Origin of the sequence: Stackebrandtia sp., from assembly GCF_035643755.1 — a bacterium.
GTDB lineage: Bacteria > Actinomycetota > Actinomycetes > Mycobacteriales > Micromonosporaceae > Stackebrandtia.
The window spans coordinates 43543-64948 of the sequence record NZ_DASQPW010000264.1; the positions used below are offsets into that span (position 1 = coordinate 43543).

General features: G+C 68.4%; 20 protein-coding genes. 2 read left to right on the forward strand and 18 right to left on the reverse strand.

Annotation, left to right across the window (positions count from 1 at the left end; translation table 11 throughout):
• Window positions 1-88 precede the first annotated feature (88 nt).
• The 16 genes from VE172_RS20550 to lysX all read right to left on the reverse strand — a co-directional run bounded on the left by VE172_RS20550 (window position 89) and on the right by lysX (window position 14556).
• Window positions 89-484, reverse strand: a complete 396-nt coding sequence (locus tag VE172_RS20550) for a hypothetical protein (RefSeq protein WP_324803856.1) — start codon at window positions 482-484, stop codon at window positions 89-91.
• 100 nt (window positions 485-584) lie between these two features.
• Window positions 585-956, reverse strand: coding sequence for a hypothetical protein (locus VE172_RS20555; protein ID WP_324803858.1), 372 nt, complete (start codon window positions 954-956; stop codon window positions 585-587).
• A 111-nt stretch (window positions 957-1067) separates the two neighbouring features.
• On the reverse strand, window positions 1068-1439 hold the full coding sequence (locus VE172_RS20560) for a hypothetical protein (protein ID WP_324803859.1): 372 nt from the start codon (window positions 1437-1439) through the stop codon (window positions 1068-1070).
• 242 nt (window positions 1440-1681) lie between these two features.
• Window positions 1682-2764, reverse strand: coding sequence for a hypothetical protein (locus tag VE172_RS20565; RefSeq protein WP_324803860.1), 1083 nt, complete (start codon window positions 2762-2764; stop codon window positions 1682-1684).
• A 196-nt stretch (window positions 2765-2960) separates the two neighbouring features.
• Window positions 2961-3410 carry a 50S ribosomal protein L9 gene (gene rplI, locus VE172_RS20570; protein WP_324803862.1) on the reverse strand — a complete coding sequence of 150 codons (450 nt, stop codon included), beginning with the start codon at window positions 3408-3410 and terminating at the stop codon, window positions 2961-2963.
• Window positions 3411-3424: 14 nt separating this feature from the next.
• A complete protein-coding gene (rpsR, locus tag VE172_RS20575; protein WP_324803863.1) occupies window positions 3425-3664 on the reverse strand; it encodes a 30S ribosomal protein S18 in 240 nt (79 codons plus the stop codon).
• Window positions 3665-3719: 55 nt separating this feature from the next.
• A complete protein-coding gene (locus VE172_RS20580) occupies window positions 3720-4214 on the reverse strand; it encodes a single-stranded DNA-binding protein (protein WP_324803864.1) in 495 nt (164 codons plus the stop codon).
• Between the two features lie 44 nt (window positions 4215-4258).
• Window positions 4259-4549: a 30S ribosomal protein S6 gene (gene rpsF / locus VE172_RS20585; protein ID WP_324803865.1), complete on the reverse strand. Its 291-nt coding sequence runs from the start codon at window positions 4547-4549 to the stop codon at window positions 4259-4261.
• A 243-nt stretch (window positions 4550-4792) separates the two neighbouring features.
• Window positions 4793-5764, reverse strand: coding sequence for a chaplin family protein (locus VE172_RS20590; protein ID WP_324803866.1), 972 nt, complete (start codon window positions 5762-5764; stop codon window positions 4793-4795).
• A gap of 320 nt (window positions 5765-6084) precedes the next feature.
• Window positions 6085-6888 carry a hypothetical protein gene (locus VE172_RS20595; RefSeq protein ID WP_324803867.1) on the reverse strand — a complete coding sequence of 268 codons (804 nt, stop codon included), beginning with the start codon at window positions 6886-6888 and terminating at the stop codon, window positions 6085-6087.
• 196 nt (window positions 6889-7084) lie between these two features.
• On the reverse strand, window positions 7085-7996 hold the full coding sequence (locus tag VE172_RS20600; RefSeq protein WP_324803868.1) for a hydroxymethylglutaryl-CoA lyase: 912 nt from the start codon (window positions 7994-7996) through the stop codon (window positions 7085-7087).
• On the reverse strand, window positions 7993-9324 hold the full coding sequence (locus tag VE172_RS20605) for an acetyl-CoA carboxylase biotin carboxylase subunit (protein ID WP_324803869.1): 1332 nt from the start codon (window positions 9322-9324) through the stop codon (window positions 7993-7995). The genes VE172_RS20600 and VE172_RS20605 overlap by 4 nt, the downstream gene beginning before the upstream one ends.
• Window positions 9325-9338: 14 nt before the next feature.
• A complete protein-coding gene (locus tag VE172_RS20610; protein WP_324803870.1) occupies window positions 9339-9953 on the reverse strand; it encodes a TetR/AcrR family transcriptional regulator in 615 nt (204 codons plus the stop codon).
• 62 nt (window positions 9954-10015) lie between these two features.
• Window positions 10016-10264: a hypothetical protein gene (locus VE172_RS20615; protein WP_324803871.1), complete on the reverse strand. Its 249-nt coding sequence runs from the start codon at window positions 10262-10264 to the stop codon at window positions 10016-10018.
• 357 nt (window positions 10265-10621) lie between these two features.
• Entirely contained in the window at window positions 10622-11230 is a 609-nt protein-coding gene (locus VE172_RS20620) for a DUF998 domain-containing protein (RefSeq protein WP_324803872.1), read from the reverse strand.
• Window positions 11227-14556: a bifunctional lysylphosphatidylglycerol synthetase/lysine--tRNA ligase LysX gene (gene lysX, locus VE172_RS20625; protein WP_414715134.1), complete on the reverse strand. Its 3330-nt coding sequence runs from the start codon at window positions 14554-14556 to the stop codon at window positions 11227-11229. Before lysX ends, VE172_RS20620 begins: the two co-directional genes overlap by 4 nt.
• Window positions 14557-14731: 175 nt before the next feature.
• Here lysX and VE172_RS20630 point away from each other — a divergent pair, with 175 nt between their 5' ends.
• Window positions 14732-16921: a (Fe-S)-binding protein gene (locus VE172_RS20630; RefSeq protein WP_324803874.1), complete on the forward strand. Its 2190-nt coding sequence runs from the start codon at window positions 14732-14734 to the stop codon at window positions 16919-16921.
• A gap of 138 nt (window positions 16922-17059) precedes the next feature.
• Complete coding sequence (locus VE172_RS20635) at window positions 17060-18952, forward strand: CASTOR/POLLUX-related putative ion channel (protein WP_324803875.1); 1893 nt, start codon at window positions 17060-17062, stop codon at window positions 18950-18952.
• Between the two features lie 22 nt (window positions 18953-18974).
• Here VE172_RS20635 and VE172_RS20640 read toward each other — a convergent pair whose 3' ends face one another.
• Together VE172_RS20640 and VE172_RS20645 are read right to left on the reverse strand one after the other, a co-directional pair.
• Window positions 18975-19478, reverse strand: coding sequence for a hypothetical protein (locus tag VE172_RS20640; protein ID WP_324803876.1), 504 nt, complete (start codon window positions 19476-19478; stop codon window positions 18975-18977).
• A gap of 27 nt (window positions 19479-19505) precedes the next feature.
• On the reverse strand, window positions 19506-21260 hold the full coding sequence (locus VE172_RS20645; RefSeq protein WP_324803877.1) for a hypothetical protein: 1755 nt from the start codon (window positions 21258-21260) through the stop codon (window positions 19506-19508).
• Window positions 21261-21406: the final 146 nt, after the last annotated feature.

The following is a 21406-nucleotide window of genomic DNA, read 5'->3' on the forward strand; positions in this document are numbered from 1 at the left end:
TATGAACCGTCGTGTATGGATCAGGTCTCGCCATCGACGACGGTGTCGATGGCGAGACCCGCCCCCTTCGTAACCGCGACCTACCGGATTAGTTGCCGGTGTGGTCGTGGTTGTCGCACAGCTGGTTGAGCGATGGCGCCACGGCGACGTTCTGGCCGCAGATCTGCCAGTGGGCCGCGTCGGAGACGTCCAGGTTGCCCAGGCCGACGCCGTCGGAGCTGGCGCCCGACTGCGGGCCCATGCCGACGTGGTCCTTGTTGTCGCACTGCTGGCCCGTGGACGACACGAAGGCGTTCTGGCCGCAGATCTGCCAGTGCGCGGCGTCCGAGGCGTCCACGTTCACCAGACCCAGAGGTCCGCTGTGCGCGCCGGAGCTTCCGGTCGGCGCGGCCCCGTACATGCCCCCGTGGGCTTGGGCGACGCCGGTCAGCGCCAGGGCGCCGATGCCGGCGGCGAGGAAGGCGGTGGTCAGGAACTTACGCATGTGATGTTCTCCCGTTGTCGATCGTTTGACTACTGTGGATCTTCGTGCGGTGGTCGGGGTCGGCCGCGCGCGTTCGGCGCGACCCCGACCGCGCGACGTCTTACTTGCCCGTGTGGTCGTGGTTGTCGCAGAGCTGGCCGTTGGACAGCACGCCGACGTTCTGGCCGCAGATCTGCCAGTGGGCGGCGGACGAGGCGTCCAGGTTGCCCAGGGCGACGCCGTCGGAGCTGGCGCCGGACTGCGGGCCGTGACCCACGTGGTCCTTGTTGTTGCAGTTCTGCTGGTCCGAGATCGTGAACACGTTCTGGCCGCAGATCTGCCAGTGGGCCGCGTCCGAGGCGTCCACGTTCACCAGACCCAGGGGCGCGCTGTGCGCACCGGAGTTTCCGGTCGGGGCGGCCTGGGCCGCGCCCGCCAGGGCGAAGGCACCGATGCCCGCGGCGATGGCGGCGACGGCGAGGGTCTTACGCATGGTTTTCTCCTTGATTCGTTGCGAGGATTGGGTTTCCGGTTGGGTTGCGGGTGGACCGCGGATGCCAGTGGCTGTGGCCGCACGGTCCCTCCCGCGGACGTAGCTGGCGCCTTAGCCGGCGACGTGGTCCTTGTTCTTGCAGACCTGGCCGTTCGACAGCACGAAGGCGTTCTGGCCGCAGATCTGCCAGTGCGCGGCGGACGAGGCGTCCAGGTTGCCCAGGCCGACGCCGTCGGAGCTGGCGCCCGACTGCGGGCCCGAGCCGACGTGGTCCTTGTTGTTGCAGTTCTGGTTGTCGGAGATGACTCCGACGTTCTGGCCACAGATCTGCCAGTGGGCCGCGTCCGAGGCGTCCACGTTGACCAGACCCAGAGGTCCACTGTGGGCTCCGGAGTTCCCGGTCGGGGCGGCCTGGGCCGCACCCGCCAGGGCGAACGCGCCGATGCCGGCCGCGATGGCGGCAACCGCCAGGGTCTTACGCATGGTTTTCTCCTTGATTACTTACCTTGAAATGGAAGGCGCATTGAAACAGTCCGGAAAGAACTTTCCGATGTGGATATTTCCCCGCAAGAGTGTCGCTGGATCGCGATGGTCGTTCGCCGGACACCGGCCGTTGGTGCCGGCGAACGCACCCGTGCGACGAGAACTGCCCGGATGGGACCACAGTGGTCCCGCATCGGCGGTGAGCATTCACCCGCGGCAGAACTCGCAGCGCGGGCGGAACCCTAGTCGGGAGAGACCGCGGGGTCGGCGATCAGTTCGCAGCGACGTCCCATGGTGGCCGAGTCCGGCCGAACCCGGGACACCCGGGCGTCGTGGAACGAGCTGACGGCACCGACACACACCGAGCCGGCGTACGGGGCACCGCCGAAGGCGGCACCGCTACCCGCGGTCGAAGCACCGGTTGCGAGGAAAGCGCGAGGCGGCATCGACGGTCCGAACGGGGAATCCGGGTCCGCTGACCCGGGGCCCGAGTTGGCCGTCGCTTCGGGCGCGTGGCCGGACAACGCGGCGGCACCGGTGGCGTTTCCGGATGCGGCCAAGCGCCCGGGGTCACCACCGTTGTCGTGCGATGCCGCTTCGGCACCCGAGATTCGGGACGCGTCCGGTCCACGGAATCGGTCGATTCCCGTGCCCGCGGCGTCGTTGATGAGCTCAGACAACGCACCGCCGTCGGCCATCGGGGACAACATGGAGGCGACGTCGGCGTCGGAGGCGGTTACCGGCGCGGTCGTTTCGGACAACAGGTCCCAAACGCGGGTCGTCTTGGTTTCCACGTGCCGGGTCACCGGGGAGACCATGTCGGTCACCGGGTTCACCACCGGACGTGCCATGTGTGTCACCGGTGTGGCGACTGGTCGCGTCACCTCGGCGAGTGGTTTGGAGGACTTCGCGGTCACCGCATCGAGCGACAGGTTCCGGGCCGGCTGTTCGACCAGCCGGAACGCGGAGCCGTGATGGCCCCTGGCGAGCGAGTCGTCGGTCTTCTCGGACGGGTCAGACACCAGTGCCTTGGCGACGTCTATATGCGACGGAGCGCCCGATTGCAGTTGGTTGGACTGAATCGATCGTGCGGCCTGCTCCGATTTTGGGACGACTCCATCGAATATCGATGCTGTCGCCGGCACAAGACCGTCCGAAGAATGTGGACTATCGGTGGTGGAAGCCTGGGCTACGGCGGTGCCCAGAATCCAGGCCACCCCCGCCATACCCGCGATCACCAAACCACGCGTCGCGTAGGTGAGGAGGGACGAACGACGCACGCGGGCGAAGCGGCGGAGGCCGCGTACCCGGTTGTCGTCCGTCATGGTGTCCCTCACCCTGCTCGCTTCGCGCTGTGGTGGGCGAATGGTTCGCCCACTGCCTATTTCAACGAACCAGCGGGGGTCGGGATACGCCCCATATGGGATTTTTCTGACTAAATGGACGTTTCGGTCGATGGCAACGGGCGCAACGAAAAGCGGGACAGCCTCTCGGCTGTCCCGCTGCGATCGTTCGACGAATCTACTTCGCCGCGACGACGTCCAGTTTGAAGGACGCCCGCACCTCGGAGTGCAGTCGGATTCCCACGTCGTAGGAGCCAACGGCCTTGATGTGGCCGGGCAGCTCCAGACGCCGCTTGTCCAGCTTCGGGCCTCCGGCGTGCGAGACCGCGTCGGCGATCTCGGCCGGGGTGATCGAACCGAACAGGCGACCGCCGCTGCCGGCGCGCGCGGTGATGGTGACCTTCACCGCGTTGAGCGCCTCGTTCACCTCGCGCGCGTGGTCGGCGTCGCGGACGTCGCGGGCCGAGCGGGCCCGCTTGATCGCGTCGACCTGCTTCTGGCCGCCCTTGGTCCAGGCGGTGGCGAAGCGTTGCGGGACGAGGTAGTTGCGTCCGTAGCCGTCCTTGACCTCGACGACGTCTCCGGGGGTGCCCAGACCGGGCACCTCGCGGGTGAGGATGAGCTTCATGTCGCGTTCCTCCTCTACCGGGTCTGGCTGGTGTACGGAAGCAGGGCCATCTCGCGGGCGTTCTTCACGGCGCGCGCGATCTGCCGCTGCTGCTGGGCGGTGACCCCGGTGACCCGGCGAGCCCGGATCTTTCCGCGGTCGGAAATGAACTTCCGCAACAGGGCGGTGTCCTTGAAGTCGACGTACGTGATGCCCTCTTTGTCGAGGGGATTCGACTTCTTCTTCGGCTTGCGAACGGGCGCAGCCTTAGCCATCTTTCTTACCTTTCATACGTGATGGAGCCGCATGCGGCTCCACAAGAGAGCTTCGCTAGAACGGGGGTTCCTCGTCGAACCCGCGCGAGTTCCCGGCAGCGGCGGGTGCGGCGGTCGCCCACGGGTCGTCGGGGGCCGCCGACGCGCCGCCGGAACGGCCGCCTCCGCCTCCTCCGCCTCCGGAGCGCGACACCTTCTGCACCTTGGCGGTCGCGTACCTCAACGACGGGCCGATCTCGTCGACCTCGAGTTCCATGACGGTGCGCTTCTCGCCCTCGCGGGTCTCATAGGACCGCTGACGCAGCCGACCCTGCACCACCACGCGGGATCCGCGCGACAGCGACTCGGCCACGTTCTCGGCGAGCTGGCGCCAGGCGTTGCAGCTGAGGAACATCGCCTCGCCGTCCCGCCACTCCCCGGACTGACGATCGAACGTCCGAGGGGTCGAGGCGACCCGGAACTTGGCGACGGCCGCGCCCGAGGGCGTGTACCGCAGCTCCGGATCGTCAGTCAGATTGCCGACAACCGTGATGACGGTTTCTCCTGCCATGACCTTTTCTCCTCACAGGTCAGAGGTTCAGAAATTCGGAACCGTTATCGCAGTTCCGGACGCAGCACCTTTGTCCGTACTATCGACTCATTGAGGCGCATCTGCCGTTCCATCTCGGCTACCGCGGCGGGCTCGGACTGCAAGTCGGCCACGGCGTAGATGCCTTCGCTCTTCTTGTTGATCTCGTATGCCAGACGACGGCGTCCCCACACGTCGAGCTTCTCGACGGCTCCACCCGACTCCCGGATGACGTTCAGGAACGTCTCCAGCGTCGGAGAGACCTGGCGTTCTTCCAGGTCAGGGTCCATGATCACCATGACTTCATAGTGTCGCAAGACTTCTCCACCTCCTTTGGTCTCGGCGGCCGCGGTATCTCCGCGGCAGGAGGGTCTTCGCGATGTCGTCCGCGAGGCATCGTGCGACACGGACAACCCCGCAAGACTACCGAATGGCCTGAAGCGACCTCGGCACTGTGTCGCGATCACCATAGCGGTGAACTGTGACAAGTCCGAGGACGCGCGAAACGGGAGCGGCGCGCCCCGGATGGGCACGGCCGCTCCCGTCGTGGATCGGTGTCCCTAGTGCAACACGGCGGTGGAGCCGCCGTGGCTGCCCGCGGTGCTGATTCCGCCGACGGAGATCGCGTTGCCGCTGATCTCGACGGGGATCTGGATGGGCGCGTACACCTGGTTGCCGTTGCCGACACCGACGTTGCCGGTGCTGGTCAGGTCGGAGCCGCCGGCGCCGTGCTCGGTGATCCTGGACGCCTCGGGCTTGACGCCGGCCTTGGACGCGGTGTCCTTGGCCGTCGAGGTGGCGTGGCCGGCCGCACCGGTGACGGTGTCGGTCAGTCCCGAGGTCGGCAGGTTGCCGGTGAGCTTGCCGACGGAGCCGACCGGCAGGCCGTTGAGGGCGCCGGTGGGCAGGGTGGGCAGGGCCTCGGTCATCGCCGACTCGCCGGCGCGGGTGTAGGCGTCGGCGGTCGAGCCGCCGTGGCAGCTCGCGTGGGACAGGCCCGCGACGGTGATGGCGTTGCCGCACACGTCGACGGGGGCCTGCACCGGCATGATGAGCTGGTTTCCGTTGCCCACACCGACATTGCCGGTGCTGGTGGCGTCGGGGGATCCCATGCCGTTCAGGTTGGCCTGCGAGCCGCCCGCGCAGCCGGAGCCGGCGACGCCGGCCGCGGACACGGAGTTGCCGCACACGTTGACGGGCGCCTGGATCGGCGCGTACACCTGGTTGCCGTTGCCGACACCGACGTTGCCGGTGCTGTCGAGGTCGGTGCCGTACTCCTGGACGTGCCCCGCCTCGGTGTTGTGGGCGGTCGAGCCGCCCGCGCAGCCGGCGTCGGAGGCGCCGAGCAGCGTGGCGGCGTTGCCGCAGGCGTCGATCGGCGCCTGGATCGGGGAGACTGCCTGGTTGCCGTCGCCGGCACCGACATTTCCGGTGCTGGACTGGTCGGCCTGGGCCGCCCCAGCCGACAGCAACAGGAATCCGGCGGCGATGGCGCTTGCCTGAACGGACCGCCGGGCCCATGTCTTCGTCATGTACTTGCCTTCCATTTCATTTCTAGGGTTATTCGGGGAGCGGGTCACCGGTTCGCGACGGATCCGGCTTGGCGCCTTGTGGCCGGACCCGCCACGAACCCACGGTCACCCTGTGGGCGTCACGGCCCCCGCGGCCGTGTTGCCGGTTTCTTTGTGGGACGGATCGATTGATCAGCCGAGCAGCGGGCGTGGATGGGTGGGAAGCATCTCGATGGCAGGTGGTTTGGGTAACCGCCGATGTCCGCGAACCCTTCGTCCGCGCCCGTGCCCCCGGAAAACATTGGTGTGCGGGTGTTTTCCGGTTCGTCGACGGTTACTGATTAATCGGGGGAGACGACCGGGTCTTCCACGTGATCGGGAAGCTGTCCCGTGACGGCCGTCCGTGGCGTGACGCGAGAGGCTCCCGCGTCGCCGAAGACGCGCTCGGACCAGGTGGGCCCGGACGCGCTGGAGAAGGTCGGGAATCCACCCGGGCTACAACCCGTGGCGGTTCCGGCATCGGTGCCGAAGAGCCCGGAAACGGGCGGCACCGGAGCGTGCGGCGCGACGATCGGGCGATGCTGGTGGGCATCGACGACCTCGGCGGGTGCCGCGGGTGGTGCGCATTCGGACGTGCGGCGATGCGCGGCCGGCGCACCCGTCACGGCGGAATGGTGGTGACGAACGTGGTGGAGCTTCGCGGGTGCGGCCGTCTCGGAGATGATGGCGTCGATCGGACGCGTCGCAGCGGCGACGGGCTGCGCGAGGCGATGCAACGTGCCGGCCACTGGCTGAGTGGCGGCATTGACCCGGCCCAGTATTTCGGGGGCCGTCTCGTGGAGCGGAGCGTCCGGGTGGGCCAGCGCGAGCACTCGGCCGGCCTTCCGGGGTTCCCGCGTCACCGGATGCGCGCTGTGCACTGTGGACGCCACCTGCGCCTCCACCCGATGCACGGGTGTCAGCGCGGAGGCGAGGCCCGCGGAATCGGGGCCCCCGCTCGCGTGAGCGGTCGCGGCGCCCGCCAACCAGGCGGCGGCGGCGAATCCGGCGATGATCAGCAGGCGCCGAACGAGGGGGTGCCCCAGCACCTCACGCACGCGGGCACGGCGACGAACGTCGCTGCCTCCCGACGTGGTGATTGCCACGGCCCCTCCATACAGTGCTCGGCGCTGCTGTGGTGTTCGTCGTGCAAGCGGTCGCCATTGGTGAGGCAACCACTCTGGAAAACGCGGCAGGAGAGAGCGCGGTTACGGGGTGTCCGGGACATTTTGACCGGATCTTTTGGAGGCCAAGGGGTCCGTCCGGTTCGAACTGGCAAGATTCAGACAGACCAATGTGTAATTACGTTATGGGCGTGAGCTTGGTGCGGGGCCCGGCGCGCAGCACGCCGCTGGGCAGCTCGCGGCCCACGAAGCCCTCGGCCATCCGCGCCACCTCGATGAGGGCGTCCAGATCCACGCCGGTGGCGATGCCCATGTCGTGCAGCATGTGGACCAGCTCCTCGGTGGCGAGGTTGCCGCTGGCGCCCGGCGCGTAGGGGCAGCCGCCGAGGCCGCCGACGCTGGCGTCGAACTCGGTGACGCCGTAGTCGAGGGCGGTGAGCACGTTGGCCAGCGCGGTGCCGCGGGTGTTGTGGAAGTGCAGCAGCATCGGCACGTCGGGGTAGTTCGGCTTCACGGCGTCCAGCAGCTCGCGGACCCGGCGCGGGGTGCCCATCCCCGTAGTGTCGCCGAAGGCCACCCGGTCGGCGCCGTCGGCGATCGCCCGGTCCACCACCCAGGCCACCCGGGACGGGGCGATGTCGCCCTCGTACGGGCAGCCGAAGCTGGTGGCGACGATGACCTCGATGGACGCGCCGTTGCCGTGCGCGAGCTCGACCAGCTCCGCGACGTCCTCAAGGGACTCGTCGGTGGAGCGGTTGATGTTCTTGCGGTTGTGGGTGTCGGAGGCCGACACCACCACCTCGATCTCCTCGAAACCCGCGTCGACGGCGCGCCGCACGCCGCGGACGTTGGGCGCCAGGGCGGAGTAGCGCACCTCGGGGTCGCGCCTCACCGACGCCCACACCTCGTCGGCGTCGGCCATCTGCGGGATCGCCTTGGGGTGAACGAAGCTCACCGCCTCGATGCGCGACAGGCAGGTGGCCGACAGCGCGTCGATCAGCCGGATCTTGTCGGCGGTGGGGATCGGGTCCTCGCTTTGCAGGCCGTCGCGCGGCCCGACCTCGCGAATGGAAACGTGGTCGACGCTCATCGCATCCTCCCGATGATTCCGGTGTCGTAGTCGCCCGCGACGAACTCGGGGTTGTCCAGCAGCTCGACGTGGAAGGCCAGGTTGGACTTGGGCCCGGCGATGACGAACTCGCTCGCGGCCCGCTTGGCGCGCGCGATCGCGGTGGCGCGGTCGGGGCCGTGGGCGACGACCTTGGCCATCAGCGAGTCGTAGAAGCGCGGGACGGTGTTGCCGGCGCGGTAGCCGGAGTCGACCCGCACGCCCTCGCCGGACGGTTCGGTCCAGGTGTCGATGGTGCCGGGGCCGGGCAGGAAGCGCTTGGGGTCCTCGGCGTTGACCCGCAGTTCGATGGCGTGGCCGCTCGGCGCGGACTCGTCGAAGCTGACGTCCTCGCCGGCGGCGATCCGGAACTGGGCCTCCACCAGGTCGATGCCGCGCACCAGCTCGGTGATGGGGTGTTCGACCTGGAGCCGCGTGTTCATCTCCAGGAAGAAGAACTCGCCGCTGTCCGCGTCGAGCAGGTATTCGATGGTGCCGGCGCCGCGGTAGTCGATGGCGGCGGCGGCGCGGCGCGAGGCGTCCATCAGGCGCTCGCGCATCGCGGGGTCGACGGCCGCCGACGGGGTCTCCTCGACGAGCTTCTGGTGGCGGCGCTGCACCGAGCACTCGCGCTCGCCCAGCGCCAGCACGCGCCCGTCGTTGAGGCCGAGCACCTGCACCTCGATGTGGCGCACCCGCGGGTAGTAGCGCTCGATGAGCAGGTCGCCGGAGCCGAACAGCCGGGTGGCGAAGCCGTGGATCTTCTCGGCCTGCGCGGCCAGGGACTCGGCGTCCTGGGCCACGGCCATGCCCATGCCGCCGCCGCCGGCCGCCGCCTTCACCATGACGGGGTAGCCGATCCGCTCGGCCTCGGCGCGGGCGGAGTCGGCGTCGGTGACGGGCTCGCCGCCGCCGGGCGCCACCGGCACGTTGTGGGCGATCATCAGGTTGCGGGCGTTGATCTTGTCTCCCATGGCCTCGATGGCCCGCGGCGACGGACCGATCCAGGTGATTCCCGCGTCGACGACGGCCGCGGCGAAGGCGGGCTTTTCGGACAGGAAGCCGTAGCCGGGGTGGATCGCCTCGGCGCCGGTGCGCTTGGCGGCCTCCAGGATCGCGGGAATGTTGAGGTAGGACGACGCCGGGTCGGACGCGCCGATGGCGACGGCCTCGTCGGCCTCGGTGACGTGCGGCAGGTCGGCGTCGGCCTCGGAGTGGACCGCGATCGTGCGGATTCCCAAGTCGCGGGCGGTTCGGGCGATGCGTCGGGCGATCTCGCCGCGATTGGCGATCAGCAGGCTGGAGAACATCACTCCAGCCTAACCTAAACGATCGTTAAGTCCTGCTTACGGTGCTGCGGGTCCAAAGCGGACAGTGCGGCCTCGCCGAGCAGCTGGGTGATCTCGGCGCGCTCGGCGAGCGTCTCGCGGCCCAAAAACGGGGTGGAGTTCATCAGGCCGAATGCGGCGTGGGCCAGCACCCGGGCGTTGTCGACGCTGAGCTCGGGCCGCAGCTGGCGCAGCACCTCGACCCATTCCTCCACATAGGCGCGTTGGAGGCGGCGGATGGTGCGGCGGGGTTCCTCGGGGAGCCGGTCGAGTTCGTGCAGATGGACGGCGATCACGGCCGGGGAGGACAGCGCGAATTCGACGTGGAAGGCGACCAGGGCGCGCAGCGCGGCCCGCGGGTCGTCGCGGTGTTGGGAGGCGTGTTCGCGTCCGCCCTCGCGGAGCCGCTCGCTGACCGGGATCAGGGCCTCGGCCAGCATGGCCTCCTTGCCGCCCTTGAAGTGGTGGTAGAGGGCGGGGCCGGTGATGTGGGCGCGGGCGCCGATGTCGTCCATGGACACGCCGTGGTAGCCACGGGCGGCGAACAGCTCGACCGCCAGGTCGAGGATTTCCTCGCGGCGGGAGCGGCGAACGGGGTTGGAGGTGGTCATCGCGTAAAACCCTATCCAAAACCGCGGCCCGCGTCACGGCTCCATTGCCGGTTGGGGGGTGTTCACGCCGCCTGAGCGGTCTCCCGGCAGTCGTTGATCATGTCGTTGGCGATGTCCCAGGCGTCGCACGGCCAGGCGGTCCGGCAGGTGACACATTCCACACCCAGCAGGTCGTCGGGGAGGTGGTCGCGCCATTGCGCGGCGGCGAGCTGCCAGGCGGTCACCTCGGTGACGCCCGGTGGTGGTTCGTATGGCGGCGGCTGTTGCCGGGTGTAGGCGCTGTGGATGCGTGGTCGTTGTGTGCGCTGCATTGAAATGGACCCTCCGTCCTAAGTAACGCGCTAGTGGCCACTTGGAAACGGTTACGACTGCGTAACAATCCGCGTCCTCGGCGTCAGTTTCGCTGTCGCTACGACGCATTGACCTGCGTCGATAAGAAATCCGGGCGCGCGGGTTGCGAGTGGTGCGAAGTGATGTCATACTGATGTCATGAAGAACATCTTTAAGGCATTCACCGCCGTCACTCCCGACCGTTCCCGGAACTCTCACGACGTCATGATCGAGGCCCGACGCTTCGCCCGTCAGACGCGCATCGCGCCCGATTACACGCGATGGAGCACCTCGCAGTCGAAATAGCACCTCCCCCGAGAGTCCACGGCACAGTGACGTCACGAACGCTTCGACCGTAGCGTCACCACGCCGAGCCACACCAGCCAGGCCGACATCGCCACCAGCTGGACGCGCTGCACCGGCCCGTCCATCCACTCGGCGAGCATGGTCACCACCGCCACCGCGGTGATCCCGACGAGCAGTCCGGTGAGGACATACGCGGTCGCGCCCCGCCGCCAGCGGGCGAACAACACCGCGGCCACCAGCAGCGCCGTCACCGCGATCGTGCTGGTCACGACGTGACCCTGGTGGTGCAACGGCAGCTCCATCGCCTCCGATGCGGCCTCGCACCGGGCGTCGATGGACGGGGCGCACACCAGCGTGCACACCGCGGCGTCCAAAATGGTCGCCGCGCCGAAGGCCAGCATCGCCCACCAGCCGCCGCGCGGCCGCCGTCCCCACATCGCCGCCACCGCCACCAGGACCAGCACGCCGGTCGCCACGTCGCCGCCGCGGAAGAACCCCGACCACGGCTGGTTGGAGGCGCCGAGCTCGCTGGCCAGCGAGGTGAGCCCGCCCAGCGCCGGGTTCAGCCAGCCCGCCACCGTCCACGTGGAATAGGTGACGGCGCAGGCGATGAGCGCGATTCCCGCGACCCGTGGCCTCACAACGCACCCGGCGTCGTCGGGCGCACCAGCGGGAACGGCAGGGTCTGGCGGATGGTGCGGCCGGTCAGCAGCATCACCAGGCGGTCGACGCCCAGGCCGAGGCCGCCGGTGGGCGGCATCGCGTACTCCAGGGCGCCGAGGAAGTCCTCGTCCAGCTCCATGGCCTCGGCGTCGCCGCCGGCGGCCAGCAGCGACTGCTCGGTGAGACGGCGGCGCTGCTCCACGGGGTCGGTGAGCTCGGAATAGGCGGTGCCGATCTCGACGCCGAAGGCCACCAGGTCCCAGCGCTCGGCCAGCCGTTCGTCGTCGCGGTGGGCGCGGGTCAGCGGGGACACCGAGGCGGGGAAGTCGGTGTAGAACGTGGGGGTGGTGGTGGCGTGTTCCACTAGGCGCTCATACATTTCCAACACGATGGCGCCGTGATCCCACTGTGGATCGTACGGGATCTTGCCCGCGTCGCACAGGCCGCGGAGCCTGTCCACGGGCGTGCCCGGGTCCAGCTCCTCGCCGATCGCGCGCGACACGGCCCGGTACACCGGCACCACCGGCCAGTCGGCGGCCAGGTCGACGGTCTCGCCGTCGCGCTCGATCACCGTGGTTCCCAGCGCGCGGCGGGCGGCGCGGCGCACCAGCCGGGCGGTCAGCTCGCGCATGTCGTGGTAGTCGGCGTACGCCTGGTACGCCTCCAGCATCGTGAACTCCGGATTGTGCTTAAAGGACGTTCCCTCGTTGCGGAAGGTGCGGCCGATCTCGAAGACCTTCTCGACTCCGCCGACGCACAGCCGCTTCAGGTACAGCTCCGGCGCGATCCGCAGGTACAGCCGCAGGTCGTAGGCGTTGGAGTGGGTGACGAAGGGCCGGGCGTTGGCGCCGCCGTGCACCGGCTGCAGGATCGGGGTCTCCACCTCGAGGAAGTCGCTGTCGTACAGTCCATTGCGGAGCTCGTGGAGGATGGTGCCGCGGGTCCGCAGGGCCTGGCGGGCGGACGGGTCCATGATGAGGTCGAGGTGGCGCTGCCGCACCCGGGCCTCGGGGTCGGACAGGCCGGTGTGCTTGTTGGGCAGGGGATGCAGGCACTTGGCCGTCAGCTTCCACTCGGCGCATTCGATGGACAGCTCGCCGAGCCTCGACGTGACGATCTGTCCGGTGACGCCGATGTGGTCCCCGATGTCCACCGTGGAGGCGAAGTCGGCGTCGTCGGTCACCATGACCTGGAGGTCGTCGTCGCCGTCGCGGATCGTGGCGAAGACGAGCCTTCCGTGGCGGCGCAACAGGATGACACGCCCGGCCACCGATTCCACGACGCCGGTGGCGGCGCCGGGGCCGAGGCCGCCGTGCTCGCGCACGATCCGTCCACACGAGACCGTACGCGCGAAGCCGACCGGGTACGGGTCGACGCCCGCCTCCTTGAGCCGCCGCAGCTTGTCGAGTCGCACCCGGGTCTGTTCCGAGGGTCGGCGCTCGTACCGGCCGCGCCCGTCGCGGCGCGCCCGCGCCCCCGCCAGCGCGGCGTCCAGCCCGGGAAGCGGGCGCACCAGGCCGTCGCGCCCGATCGACACCTTGGCGAAGGCCACGGTGATAAAGCCCTCGGCGGCCCCGGCGGCGAAGCCCACCCGGCCCAGCATGCGGCGTTCCGAGTAGCACAGGTAGCGCGGTTCCCAATATGGACGGTACTTCATGTTGGAGCGGTACAGCGACTCCAGTTGCCACCAGCGGGAAAAGAAGCTCAACAGGTTGCGCCACAGCCGCAGGATCGGCCCGGCGCCGATCCGCGCGCCTTCTTCGAACACCGAGCGGAACATCGCGAAGTTCAGCGAGATGCGTTCCACCCCAAGGTGTCCGGCCTCGCGGCACAGCGAGGTGACCATGAACTCCATCAGCCCGTTGTCGGCCTCGCGTTCCCGGCGCATCAGATCCAGTGACAGCCCGCGCGCGCCCCACGGCGCGAAGGACAGCATGGCGCGCACCTCGCCGCCCGCGTCCACGGCCTCCACCAGGACGCTGTCGTCGTCGTTGACGTCGCCCAGCCGCGACAGCGCCATCGAGAAGCCGCGCTCGTTGGGGGTGTCGCGCCAGTCGTCGGCGTTGCGGATGGCGCGGGCCATGTCGTCGCCGGACAGGTCGCCGTGGCGGCGAATCCGCGCGATGTAACCGGCGCGCTCGATGCGCGACACCGCCTGGCGCACCGGTCGCATCTCGCGTCCGTCCAGTGTGTATTCGCGCGGCAGCAGGATCGCCTCGTCGCCGATCTCGCGCACCCGCAGCCCCGCCCGCTGGTACGCCTTGGCGCCCTCCTCGCTGGCGCCCAGCACCGCCGGGGCCCAGCCGTAGCTGCGGGCCATCCGCTGCCACTTCTTGATGGCGGCGTGCCAGCCCGACCGCGCGCCGATCGGGTCGCCGGAGGCCAGGCACACCCCGGCCACCACCCGGTAGGTGACGGCGGCGTCGCGGCCCAGCGAGAAGACCACCGCCTTGTCGCGGCGGGTGGCGAAGTAGCCCAGCGAGTCGTCCTCGCCGTACTCCGCCAGCAGCGCGCGGATCGCCACCTCGTCCGGCACGGTCATCTCGGCGGCCTCGCGCTGCGACCGGAACAGGGTGAGCAGCGCGATGAAGATGGCGGCGGCGCCGAAGCCGCCCAGCAGCAGGTCGAGCCAGCCGGGCGCGTATCCGGTGCGCAGGAACTGGAAGCGGAACGCTCCACCCAGGACCTTCTCCAGGGTGTACTGCAGGCGCTGGTCGGGGCGCACCGTCCCGTGGAAGATCGCCAGCAGCCCCCAGCCCACCAGCGTGAACACGGTGGTCAGACCGATCAGCACCCCGATGGCCCGCCACAGGCTGCCGCGGCCCACACGGGCCATGAACTGCCTGCGTCCCAACAACAACAGGATCAGGATGGCGAGCGCGGTGAGGGTGGCCCCCACCAGCCGCGGCACGACGTAGCCCGGGGTCTCGGTGGGAAGATCGGACGGCCCGAAGAAGTCGCGCGGCGCCAGGATCATCGAGACTTCCAGCAGCGCCAGGATGGACAGCGTCAGGCTGAAGTAGAGCAACAGGATCCACCAGGCCACCCGCTTGCGGCGGGCCACGGCGCTGGCGAAGATCAGCAGGAACGCGGCGTACGCCAGGTTCGGCGGGGCCGGGATCAGCATCCACTCCACAATGTCGCGCACCCCGGCGGTGCGCACCCGGAAGGCGCTGGCCACCGCCCCCAGAGCCACGAGCAGCGCCACGGCGCCCATCAGCGCGGCCAGCACGGTGGGAATCCGGGCCCGCCACCCGCCCACGACCGGGTCCGCCCTCCGGTCCGCAGCGCTCTTGGCGCCCATCGCCTCACCCTCACCCATCGCCGCCGAAAACAGGCGGCGGCGCCCCTCGATGCGTCCAACCGCCATACACATTGCCACGTCTCGATTCACCGCGCACGGCGACGTCATAGGGTGAGGTCGGCGACCGGCTAAGCTACTCATCAGTAATATTCGCGTCAGAACGGAGAGCGGGCCCATGGGCATCCTCCAGATCGTGGCCACCGTGGTGGCGTTCGCGGTGACCGCCATCGCGATCACGCTGTTCGCGCGCGCCGGGATGAGCATGCTGAGCATCGTGCGGCTCGGGGCGGCGGACAAGACCCGCTCGGGCGACCGCGGCAAGCGGCTGGGCAACATGCTGCGCGAGACCGTGGGGCACACCAGGATGCTGCGCTGGACGCGGGTGGGCGCGGCGCACTGGTTCGTGTTCGTCGCGTTCATCGGGCTGTTCCCGCTGCTGGTCCAGGCGTACCTCGAGGTCATCAACCCGGCGTGGGAGCTGCCGTGGGTGGGCGACTGGGCGCCGTGGGTCCTGGTCTCCGAGCTGATCGGCGCCCTCGGCGGGCTGGGCATCATCGCGCTGTTCGTGATCCGGATGTTCAACCAGCCGTCCCGCAAGAAGGTGGCGCCGCCGCCCGACGACGCCGAGAAGTCGAAGGCGCCGTCGCGCCAGAGCGGCTCGCGCTTCGAGCGTTCCCGCCAGTGGCAGGCGTTCTACATCGAGGCGACCATCTTCGGGATCATCGCCAGCCACTTCACCAGCCGCTCCACCAAGATCGCCGCGGGCGAGCTGGACACGCCGGTGTGGGCGGCGCCGGTGTCGCACCTGCTGTCGGGGGCCTTCTCCGGCCTGTCCACCGCCGGCGCGGGCACGATCGTGACGGTGGCGGGCGTCTTCGAGATCATGATCTCCTGGGCCTTCTTCTGGGTGCTGGCCAAGAACCTCACGATGGGCATCGGCTGGCACCGCATCACCGCGTTCTTCAACATCTACTTCAAGCGCGAGGCCGACGGCGGCCCGGCGCTGGGCGCGCTCAAGCCCGCCACGGTGCGCGGCGAGCCGATCGACTTCGAGACCGCCGACCCCGAGACCGACCCCTTCGGCGTCGGCCAGGTCGAGCACTTCGGGTGGAAGGGCCTGCTGGACTTCACCACGTGTACCGAATGTGGACGGTGCCAGTCGCAGTGTCCGGCGTGGAACACCGACAAGCCGCTGTCGCCGAAGCTGCTCATCATGAACCTGCGCGAGCATGCCTACGCCAAGGCCCCGTACCTGCTGGCCGGCGGCGGCAAGGACGCCCTCGGCGAGGAGACGGCCACCCCCGAGCAGCTGGCGAACGTCCCGGCCGACGCCCTGGCCGAGGCGGCCAAGACCCTGGTCGGCGACGTCATCGACCCGGACGTCCTGTGGTCGTGCACCACCTGCGGCGCCTGCGTCGAGCAGTGCCCGGTGGACATCGAGCACGTCGACCACATCGTGGACATGCGCCGCCACCAGGTGATGATCGAGTCGTCCTTCCCGGCCGAGGCGCAGACCCTGATGCGCAACCTGGAGAACAAGGGCAACCCGTGGGGCGCGGCCCCCAACACCCGCGCCGACTGGACCAAGGGCCTGGACTTCGAGGTGCCCACGGTGGACACCGCCGACACCGAGTGGGACTACCTGTTCTGGGTGGGCTGCGCCGGCGCCTTCGACGACAAGGCCGTCAAGACGACCCGCGCCGTGGCGACGCTGCTGCACGAGGCGGGCGTGAAGTTCGCGATCCTCGGCACCGGCGAGACCTGCACCGGCGACCCGGCGCGCCGCTCCGGCAACGAGTTCCTGTTCTCGATGCTGGCCGAGCAGAACGTCGAGACCCTCAACGCCGCCGGCGTCACCAAGATCGTGGCCACGTGCCCGCACTGCCTGAACACCCTGGGCAACGAGTACGGCCAGCTCGGCGGCCACTACGAGGTCGTCCACCACACCCAGCTGCTGGCGGACCTGGTGGCGTCCGGAAAGCTCACCCCGGTGTCGAAACTGGACGGCGGGCTCACCTATCACGACCCCTGCTACCTGGGCCGCCACAACCGCGTCTTCGCCCCGCCCCGCGAGGTGCTGGGTTCGGTGGCCGCCGAGGGCCTCACGGAGATGCCGCGCAACTCCGAGCGCTCCTTCTGCTGCGGCGCCGGCGGCGCCCGCATGTGGATGGAGGAGAAGCTCGGCACCCGCATCAACATCAACCGCAGCACCGAGGCGGTGGAGACCGGCGCGTCCACCGTGGCGGTGGGCTGCCCGTTCTGTTCCACGATGATCAACGACGGCGTCAACGCGGTGGGCAAGGGCGACGACGTCGAGGTGATCGACGTCGCACAGGTGCTGCTGCGCAGCGTCCGTCCCGAGTGATCTTGCGCCCCAGCGGTTTCCCGAGTTAGCAACCGGTTGCAGGTTTTTCCCTGACCGGACCGCCGTGACCCCACACGCTGTCGGGTCCTGCTATGTTGCGGTGCTGTCCCGTGCGGACTAGAAAGGAACGACCCCCTCATGCCCAAACCCACGTTTCGCCAGCGTGTCCGCTATTGGTTCGACAACACCATGTCGAAGGGTACCAAGGCGCTTATCGGCTGGCTGTCGGTCATCACCGTCGTGCTGGTGGTCCTCGGCGCCGGACTGACCGTGATCGCCAAGATGATCAGTCCCACCTCCAAGGGCGCCGAACAGGGCTTCTTCGCCAACCTGTGGACCGCCCTGATGCACGTCATCGACCCGGGCACCATCACCGGCGACTCCGACAAGCCAACATTCATCGTCATGATGCTGCTGACCACCTTCGGCGGCATCGTGATCGTGTCGTCCCTGGTCGGCATCCTGTCGGCGGGCCTCGACGCCAAGCTGGAGGAGCTGCGCAAGGGACGCTCCCTCGTGGTGGAGACCAACCACACCATCGTGCTGGGCTGGTCGGACCAGGTGTTCACCGTCATCTCGGAACTCATGGAGGCCAACGAGAGCGAGCGCCACGCCTGCATCGCGATCCTGGCCGACAGGGACAAGGTCGAGATGGAGGACGAGATCCGCGCCAAGATCGGCAACACCCGCACCACCAAGGTGGTCTGCCGCACCGGCGACCCGGCCGACCCCACCGACATCGCGATCGTCAACCCCGACCAGGCCAAGGGAATCATCCTGCTCACCTCGGACGACGTCGACCCCGACGCCCAGCTGGTCCGCAGCCTGCTGGCCGTCACCCAGGGCGGACAGGCCGACGGCTGCCACGTGGTGGGCGCCGTCTCCGACAGCCGCAACCTCCCCGCCGCCCGCCTCGCCGGCGGCCCCCGCGCCCGCATCGTCGACGCCACCGACACCATGGCCCGCCTCATGGTCCAGACCTGCCGCCAGTCCGGTCTGTCCGTTGTGTACCAGGACCTGCTGGACTTCGACGGCGACGAGATGTACATGGCCGAAGAACCCCGCCTGGTGGGCTGCAACATGGCCCAGGCTATCCACGCCTTCCGCTCGTCCTCGGTGATGGGCCTGCAGACGGCGGACGGCAAGTGCCTGATCAACCCGCCCTCGTCCACCATCATCAACCCCGGCGACCGCCTCATCGTGCTGGCCGAGGACGACAGCGCCATCACCCTGGACGGCGGCAACCCGACCATCGACGAATCGGTGATCGTGGCCCGCGGCGAGGCCAGCAACCGTCCCGAAAGGACGCTGGTGCTGGGCTGGAACGCCCGCGCCACCACGATCCTGGAGCAGCTGGACGCCTACGTGGCCCCGGGCTCCATCGCCGACGTGGTGTCCGACCACCCCGACATGGACGCGCAGATCCGCCGCATCGGCCCCAAGATGCAGATGCTGTCGCTGAACTTCAAGCCCGACGACACCACCGACCGCGGCCTGCTCGAGTCGCTGGGCGTCGGCTCCTACGACCACATCATCGCGCTGTGCCGCGACGACATGGAGGCGCAGCTGGCGGACTCCAAGACCCTGGTCACCCTGCTTCACCTGCGCGACATGGCGCAGAAGGCGGGCACCAAGTTCAAGGTGGTCAGCGAGATGGCCGACGACCGCAACCGCGACCTCGCCCAGGTCACCCAGGCCGACGACTTCATCGTCAGCGTCAAGCTGGTGAGCCTCATGTTGACACAGACCTCGGAGAACCCCCACCTGTCAACGGTTTTCGACGACCTCTTCGACCCCGACGGCAGCGAGATCTACCTGAAGCCGTGCGAGTACTACGTCCGCACGGGGGCCCCGCTGAACTTCTACACGGTCGCCGAGAGCGCCCGCCGCCGCGGCGAGATGGCGATCGGCTACCGCCAGATCGCCAACGCCCACGTGGCGCCGAACTTCGGCGTGGTCAACAACCCCGACAAGGCCGCGGTGATCATGCTGCAGCCCGGCGACAAGGTGATCGTGCTGGCGGAGGACTGATCCACGGGGTCGAAGAGGCCGTTCAGAAGTGTTTGGACTTGAGTTCGTACAGCTGAGCGGTGTACGAACGCGACATCCCGTCTATGGCCGAATGCACCTCCGACACGAAGCCCCCTTCATCCAGTCTGGACAGGGTCCCGGGCTTCACGGTGACCTTGACGCCGCGCATTCCCTTGGTGGCGACCAATACGTGGTCGGATGCGGAAACTCCCGTGGCCACTATGGAGTCGCGCGCCGTTCGATAGGCACGGATGTTGGCGTCCCAATGGGGCTCGGTGACGGTGGTCAGGTCGGTGAGCTTGGTGATCGCCACTTTTTCGCCCTGGCGTTGCCCCTCAAGCAATCCCCGGATCACCGCCGTCACCTGGGCGGCCAGCCGGGATTCGCCGTCGTACGCGGCGTAGGCGTGGTCGTCGAGAAATGTGATCTCCATGTGATTGCGCGCGTGCAGGACCCCGGCGATCCGATGGTCGGGGGACACGACGCGGACACGCAGGGCGTCAAAGGCGTCCGCCAAACGTCCCATGTGATGACTCCTTACTTTGGAAGGGCCCTAGACCCACTGCTTCTCGTTGTGCTTCTCGCACAGACCGCGGATCGCGGAGGCGGCCGCGCTGTCGTGCTCAGCGAAGTCCTTGGCAATGGCGGCGAGCGCCACACCGGCGAGCTTCAGGTTGGTGTCGCAGTGCTTGAAGATCGTTCCGAGCTCGTCGTGCAGCGCCAGCCAAGTGGGATACAGGTTTCCGGTGCCGGGAACCTTGTGGGGCCCGGACGCGGCGGCTCCGGGCTGGTCGACAACGGCGACGTCGCTGCGGGTGAACGCCGACTCGACGCCACCGCCGGCGGCGCCGAGCCCGGACGCGAGCCCGCCGTACTTCGCGGCGATCGCGGGAAGGTCACGGGTTGCCGCGTTGTGCATTCCGTACAGTTCGATCCCCAGGTCCTTCCCGTGCACCTCGGGGTCGGCGAACGAGCTGACGTCGGTGAGTGAACTGTGGGTGGGGTCGTTGCCGCGATCGTGATCGCCGTATCTCTTGCCCAGGTCCGTCAGGGTGGCGGCGTGGCCGTCGGCGGGGGCCTTCAGCTCGAAGAAGGCCTGGCGCATCGTCAGGTTGACGGTGCTGTTCTTCGCGGCGTCCACATGGAGCCGTGCGCCGATGCTCTTGGAATGCAAGATATCGAGGAATCGCTGCAGGATGTCCCTGAGGCCGTCCTCGATGCCCGTGTAGGTGGACTTGATGCGGTCGAGCTCGCTGGAGCATTTGCTCATCCGGGTATCGACGCTGCCGTGCGCGATCTGCAGCTTCTCGTGGCTTCCGCCCTTGGATTCGAAGTGCTTGTATGCCATCATGCCCAGGTTCTTGGCACTATCCACCTTGGAGGCTTTCTTCGCCAGTTTCGACAGGAAATACCCGACCGTCTTGATGCCGACCGCACCCGCCTCGGTTTCGGGGGTGGGAATCACGGCCGCGCCCAGCGCGGCGACGTCGCACACGTTGGAGATCGTTTGCAGCGTCGAGCTCCAGTCGACGTCGGCACCGCGCATTTCAGCTTCCAGCGCGTCGATGTTGTGCTGCAGAAGGGCCGCCACGTCGGTTTTGGCGCCCTCCATCGCCTTTTGGGCCAGTTCCAGCGACTCCTGCAGGGTCTCGGCGACCGCCAGCTGGCCCAGCAGAATGAGCGGAAGCCGATCGGACACGGCGAGCTTGAAAGACTGTGCCGCGTAACCCTCCCAGTGGGACAGGTCCTGAGACACGCCACTCATCTCGTGCCATGTGGACTCGGGCCCGAAGATCTTGGACAGGTCTCCCTTGCCGTCCACGGACTTGTCGACGACGGTGGTGATGTCCTCGCTGCTGGCCTTCAGACCGCCCTGATCCAGGCCCGTGACGACCTTCGCCATCTCGGAAATCGAGTGGCTGAACTTGCTGGGATGCATGTCGGCCAAGGCGTCGGCGCTGACCTTCACGTAGGCGTATCCCTCGCGGATCGATTTCCACGCCGTCGAATCCCGGGGCCAAAACACCGAGAGGTGATCGGTCGGGGTGTACCGAATCTCGTAGCCGCAACTGAGCCCGTGCTCGCGGCCGTCTGTGTAGTAGACCCCGTCGGACGTCACGTGAACGTGCGTGCTCTGGAGCGACGCCATCGCCCGCGCATGGCTTCGGGCCTCCGCCGTGGTGGCGGGAAAGCTGATTCCGTAGATGTTATTGGGATCCCCCAGAGTCTCCTGGACCCAACGTTTCGTCGCGGCATCCATGAGCTCGCTGGCGAGCTTTCGGATTTGCGCGCTGGATGGGTAAGGCATTCGGTGCTTCCTTCGGGGTTCGTACGGATGGAAGGTTCTGCTCAGCGACCATGTGGCGCATCCCCCTGGCTCGTCCCGTTCGGTCCCGCAAGCCTGCGCTGGCGCCGTTGGTTATCGGTTGGGAATGTGTTGGGGGAATCGATAAG

Excerpts from the sequence above, each read along its gene's own strand:
- VE172_RS20550 (WP_324803856.1), bottom strand. The coding sequence starts at position 484 with ATGCGTAAGTTCCTGACCACCGCCTTCCTCGCCGCCGGCATCGGCGCC.
- VE172_RS20555 (WP_324803858.1), bottom strand. The coding sequence starts at position 956 with ATGCGTAAGACCCTCGCCGTCGCCGCCATCGCCGCGGGCATCGGTGCC.
- VE172_RS20560 (WP_324803859.1), bottom strand. The coding sequence starts at position 1,439 with ATGCGTAAGACCCTGGCGGTTGCCGCCATCGCGGCCGGCATCGGCGCG.
- VE172_RS20565 (WP_324803860.1), bottom strand. The coding sequence starts at position 2,764 with ATGACGGACGACAACCGGGTACGCGGCCTCCGCCGCTTCGCCCGCGTG.
- rplI (WP_324803862.1), bottom strand. The coding sequence starts at position 3,410 with ATGAAGCTCATCCTCACCCGCGAGGTGCCCGGTCTGGGCACCCCCGGA.
- rpsR (WP_324803863.1), bottom strand. The coding sequence starts at position 3,664 with ATGGCTAAGGCTGCGCCCGTTCGCAAGCCGAAGAAGAAGTCGAATCCC.
- VE172_RS20580 (WP_324803864.1), bottom strand. The coding sequence starts at position 4,214 with ATGGCAGGAGAAACCGTCATCACGGTTGTCGGCAATCTGACTGACGAT.
- VE172_RS20590 (WP_324803866.1), bottom strand. The coding sequence starts at position 5,764 with ATGACGAAGACATGGGCCCGGCGGTCCGTTCAGGCAAGCGCCATCGCC.
- VE172_RS20600 (WP_324803868.1), bottom strand. The coding sequence starts at position 7,996 with ATGAGCGTCGACCACGTTTCCATTCGCGAGGTCGGGCCGCGCGACGGC.
- VE172_RS20605 (WP_324803869.1), bottom strand. The coding sequence starts at position 9,324 with ATGTTCTCCAGCCTGCTGATCGCCAATCGCGGCGAGATCGCCCGACGC.
- VE172_RS20610 (WP_324803870.1), bottom strand. The coding sequence starts at position 9,953 with ATGACCACCTCCAACCCCGTTCGCCGCTCCCGCCGCGAGGAAATCCTC.
- VE172_RS20615 (WP_324803871.1), bottom strand. The coding sequence starts at position 10,264 with ATGCAGCGCACACAACGACCACGCATCCACAGCGCCTACACCCGGCAA.
- lysX (WP_414715134.1), bottom strand. The coding sequence starts at position 14,556 with ATGGGCGCCAAGAGCGCTGCGGACCGGAGGGCGGACCCGGTCGTGGGC.
- VE172_RS20630 (WP_324803874.1), top strand. The coding sequence starts at position 14,732 with ATGGGCATCCTCCAGATCGTGGCCACCGTGGTGGCGTTCGCGGTGACC.
- VE172_RS20635 (WP_324803875.1), top strand. The coding sequence starts at position 17,060 with ATGCCCAAACCCACGTTTCGCCAGCGTGTCCGCTATTGGTTCGACAAC.
- VE172_RS20640 (WP_324803876.1), bottom strand. The coding sequence starts at position 19,478 with ATGGGACGTTTGGCGGACGCCTTTGACGCCCTGCGTGTCCGCGTCGTG.
- VE172_RS20645 (WP_324803877.1), bottom strand. The coding sequence starts at position 21,260 with ATGCCTTACCCATCCAGCGCGCAAATCCGAAAGCTCGCCAGCGAGCTC.